Below are 3399 nucleotides of genomic sequence, written 5' to 3'. Positions count from 1 at the left end.
CTCTGGTGCCGCCGCGCGCGCCGTGACGGCCGCGGCGACGCGCGCGTCGGCGACGTCGATCGCGTTTCTCGCCCAGGCGACGCCGACGGCCACGCCCGGCGCGACGGAGGCGCCGGCAGCGACCGCGACGCCCACTCCCACGGTTACGCCGCGCGGCGGCGCGACGCCCACCGCGACCGCGACGCCGCGCAACACGCCCTCACCGCGCGCGACCGCGACGCCCACCGCGACCGCGCCCTCCGGCGGCAGCGGCGGTGGCGGCGGACGCTCCGGCGGCGGCGGGTCCGGCGGGTCCGGCTCCGGCGGCGGGTCCTCCTCTTCGTCGGGCTCGTCTTCGGGCTCGGGCGGCGGCTCCGCGCAGTCGGTCGAGTCCGCGCAGGCGGGCGTCGACAGCGCGCAGCTCGCGCTCGAGGACGCGCAGGACGCGCTCGACGACACGGTCCTGCGCGCGCCGATGGCGGGCACGGTGGCCTCGATCTCCGGCGGGGTCGGCGACATGGCCGGCCAAGGCTCTGCCGCCAGCGGCGGGGGCAACGGCTCGTCCGCCTCCGCGGCCTCGTCGTCCAGCAGCGCGTTCATCGTCCTGGCGCAGCTCAGCCGGCTGAAGCTCGAAGTGGGCCTCAGCGAGTCCGACATCGGCAAGGTTGAGGTCGGCCAGAGCGCGACGGTCACGATCAACGCGGCCTCGGGGGAGGACGTCGCCGGCCACGTCACGGACGTCGGTGTGCTCGCCTCAGACAGCTCGAGCGGCTCCAGCAGCGCGGTCAGCTACCCGGTGACGATCACGCTCGACCAGTCGACCGACGGCATCAAGGCCGGGATGAGCGCGACGGCGGACATCGTCGTCGCCCGCGTCAGCGGCCTCTCCGTTCCCAGCCAGGCGATCCGCGGCAACAGCGTGACCGTCGAGCGCAACGGCAAGCGCACCACCGAGCGCGTCCAGACGGGCGTCGTCGGCGACAGCGCGACCCAGGTCGTCTCCGGCCTCAATGCGGGTGACAAGGTGATCGTCACCTCGACCAGCGCGGCCTCCGGGCGCACGGCTTCGGGCTCGGGCGCGCAGGGGACCGGCGGCTTCGGCGGCGCGGGCGGGTTCGGCGGCGGTGGCGGCTTCGGTGGTGGTGGCGGCGGCGGCTTCCGCGCCCGCGCAGGCGGCGGCGGAGGCTTCGGCGGCGGAGGGCCCGGCGGTTGAGCCAGCTCGGTGCCGCGCCCGAGACGGTCGCGGTGGATGTGGCGCCGGACCCGGTCATCGAGCTGCGTGAGGTCACGCGCGAGTACCGCGTGGGTGACGACATCGTCGTGCGCGCGCTGCGCCGCGTCTCGCTGCGGATCGAGCGCGGTGACTACGTCGCGATCATGGGCTCCTCCGGCAGCGGCAAGAGCACGCTGATGCACATCGTCGGCTGCCTCGACTCGCCGACCTCCGGCCGGTACCTGCTCGACGGCGCCGACGTGCACGACATCCACGAGGACGACCTCGCCGACCTGCGCAACCGCAAGATCGGGTTCGTCTTCCAGGCGTTCAATCTCGTGCCGCGCACGAGCGCGCTGGCCAACGTCGAGCTGCCGCTGACCTACGCGGGGCTCCAGCGCGCGGACCGGCGCCGGCGCGCGCTCGCCGCGCTCGACGCGGTCGGCATGGGGGACCGGATCCACCACCAGCCGTCCAAGCTCTCCGGCGGCCAGCAGCAGCGCGTCGCCGTCGCGCGGGCGATCGTCACCAACCCGTCGATCATCCTCGCCGACGAGCCGACCGGCAACCTGGACTCGCACTCCACCCACGAGGTCCTGGACGTCTTCGCCCGCCTCAACGACGCCGGCCGGACCGTCGTGATGATCACCCACGAGGAGGACGTCGCCGAGCGCGCCGCGCGCGTCATCCGCCTCGGCGACGGCGAGATCCTGAGCGATGTCCGGACCTGAGATCTTCCGGATCGCCCTCGCGGGCGTGGGCGCGAACAAGCTCCGCTCCGGGCTGACGATCCTCGGCATGACGATCGGCGTCGCGGCGGTGATCATCCTCGTCGCGGTCGGCAACGGCTCCAAGCTCGCGGTGCAGTCGCGCATCAACGCGCTCGGCTCCAACGTGCTGCTCGTGCAGCCGCAGGGCGGGCGCTTCGGGCCCGGCGGCGCGGCCGGCGGCGTGAGCTTCACGGTCCAGGACGCCGACGCGCTGGACGACAAGTTCAACGCGCCCGACGTCGCGCGCGTCTCGCCCGTCGTCAACGCCACCGGGACGACGTTCACGTCGGGCTCGACGAGCTACCAGCCGAGCACGTTCACCGGCACCGTCCCGGCCTACACGGTCACCCGCGACTACAAGATCGCGACCGGCGCGATGTTCACCGACGCCGACGTCAAGCAGCACAAGCGCGTCGTCGTGCTCGGGCCGACGGTCGTCACCAACCTCTTCTCCGGCGCTGACCCGGTCGGCTCGAGCGTGCGCATCAACGGCACGCAGTTCCAGGTCGTGGGCGTGACCCAGACCAAGGGCTCCAACGGCGTCCAGGACCAGGACGACGTCGCGCTCGCGCCGCTGACCGCCGTCCAGGACGCGATCACCGGCTACGGCAGCGGGCTCAGCTCGATCACGGTCGAGGCCAAGGACGGCAAGGCGCTGGACGCCGCGCAGGCCGAGGTGACCTCGATCCTGACCCAGCGCAAGCACGTCGAGGACCCGACCAACCCGGGCTTTCAGGTCATCAACCAGGGCGCGGTGCGCGAGGCGTCGGATGCGTCGACGAGCGTGTTCACGACCCTGCTCGGCGCGGTCGCCGCGATCTCGCTGCTCGTCGGCGGGATCGGCGTGATGAACATCATGCTGGTCTCGGTCACCGAGCGCACGCGCGAGATCGGCATCCGCAAGGCGATCGGCGCGCGGCGGGCGGACATCCTCGCCCAGTTCCTCACCGAGGCCGTGCTCGTGAGCGCGCTCGGCGGGGTCACCGGCGTGATCGTCGGGATCGTCGGCAGCCAGTTCAAGATCGCCGGCGTCGAGCCCGCGATCGCCCTCTACTCCGTCTTCCTCGCCTTCGGTGCCTCGGTGCTCGCGGGCCTGTTCTTCGGCACCTACCCCGCCGGCCGGGCCGCTCGGATGCGCCCGATCGACGCGCTGCGCTTCGAGTAAGGAGCTCTATGACCACGGAATTGATGAATCTCGAAGAGGAGCTGCCGCGACGTGAGCGGCAGCGGCTCGTCACGCCCGTGGGCGTGGGGGCGGTCGCGGTGGTGATCGCCGCGGCCGGGTTCTTCGGCGGTGTGCACGTCCAGAAATCGCGCGGGAGCAGCGGCACCGGCGGCGGCGCCGCGGCCGGGCGCTTCGCTGGCTTCGGCGGCGCGGGTGCGGCCGGCGGCACCCGGGCCGGTGGCGCAGGCGCAGGCGCGACGCGCGGCGGGTTC

At 73.4% G+C, this 3399-nt stretch carries 4 protein-coding genes; all 4 read left to right on the top strand.

Annotated elements, in window-relative coordinates; translation table 11 throughout:
- The coding region (locus tag OM076_RS44335; RefSeq protein ID WP_270046706.1) for an efflux RND transporter periplasmic adaptor subunit at window positions 1-1192 on the top strand (1192 nt) is incomplete at its 5' end.
- Window positions 1189-1923 (top strand): ABC transporter ATP-binding protein, encoded by a 735-nt coding sequence (locus OM076_RS44330; RefSeq protein WP_270046704.1) that lies wholly within the window; start codon window positions 1189-1191, stop codon window positions 1921-1923. The genes OM076_RS44335 and OM076_RS44330, both read left to right, overlap by 4 nt.
- Entirely contained in the window at window positions 1910-3127 is a 1218-nt protein-coding gene (locus OM076_RS44325) for an ABC transporter permease (protein WP_270046702.1), read from the top strand. Before OM076_RS44330 ends, OM076_RS44325 begins: the two co-directional genes overlap by 14 nt.
- An 8-nt stretch (window positions 3128-3135) precedes the next feature.
- The coding region (locus OM076_RS44320) for a hypothetical protein (RefSeq protein ID WP_270046701.1) at window positions 3136-3399 on the top strand (264 nt) is incomplete at its 3' end.

It is taken from the genome of Solirubrobacter ginsenosidimutans (genome assembly GCF_027587205.1).
This window is presented reverse-complemented; position numbering and strand designations above follow the sequence as displayed.